We start from the raw sequence: 1,004 nt of genomic DNA, 5'->3' as shown, positions 1-1,004 counted from the left end.
GAGCCAGGTTGAGCCGACCGTCAAACTCAGTGGAGTTGAGCCGCTCTAGCTCGTCGAGCACAAAGGTAATGTCGAGGGGGCGATCGATAAATTCTTGCAGCTCAAATACGTTGGCGCTCAGGCCCATCTGAAACTCAGATACTTGCTGGGTATCGCTACCAGGGTGCTGCGGCAGCACCACTACAATGCCGTGGGAGGCTAGGTGGCTAGCCCACTGGTGCCGCGACTCGGGGCTAGACGATAACCCGTGGGAAAACACCATCACCGGAGCCTGTCCACGCCACTGGCGAGGGCGCACAACATCGACATAGAGCTGGCGACTGCGCTGGGTATCGGTGAGGTTAAAGCGCTGAATTTGCACCCTTGCCGGGCCGGGGGCGGTTAAATCAGCCAGTTCTGCATAGTCAATCGATGGCGCTTGGGCCGTCTGCTGCTCGGTTAACACGGCTAGCTGGCCCACAGAATCGATGGTGGCGTTGACGATCAGCTCTACGGCGTTAGCTACGGCCAGGGCATCATCCACATTGATTTGCATGTCAACGGGCAGCGATCGCACCACGTTGATGGCCGACAGCCCCTCGGTTGAGGTAGCCGCCTGAATCAGCGCCGCCCGCAGGGCCAGCTTGCCGTTGCCACCCACCCGAGTTTGCAGAATCGCCCCCACCTGCTCCAGCAGTTCTTCACCCAGGTTGCTGTAGAGAAAGCGGGACAGCAGTACACCATCAACCTCCAGGGGGCGATCGAGGTTTTGGCGCAGCTGCTCAACCTCGGCCTCATTGAGATTAACCAGGTTGACGTAAAAGGCCAGGTCGTCGGTGAGCTGCCCCGACTCGATCAGCGTTTCCAGCGAACTCGTGCTCACCGATCGCTCTACCGGGCCGTAGCGAAAGAAAATAGCTTCCGCCGCCTGCACCGGCAGCCCGAGCAGCAGCGTCGTCCCCAAACTTAGCCCGCCCAGGGCCAGTGCCCGCCTCCCCACCCGTTGCCAGGTCATACCATTGCCT

Annotated in this window: 1 protein-coding gene; it reads right to left on the bottom strand. The window is 60.4% G+C overall.

What is annotated here, in order from left to right; translation table 11 throughout:
* Window positions 1-994: alpha/beta hydrolase (locus IQ273_RS33440; RefSeq protein WP_194027359.1), on the bottom strand; the 994-nt coding region annotated here is incomplete at its 3' end.
* Between the last annotated feature and the right edge of the window lie 10 nt (window positions 995-1,004).

Source organism: Nodosilinea sp. LEGE 07298 (assembly GCF_015207265.1).
GTDB lineage: Bacteria > Cyanobacteriota > Cyanobacteriia > Phormidesmidales > Phormidesmidaceae > Nodosilinea.
This window is presented reverse-complemented; position numbering and strand designations above follow the sequence as displayed.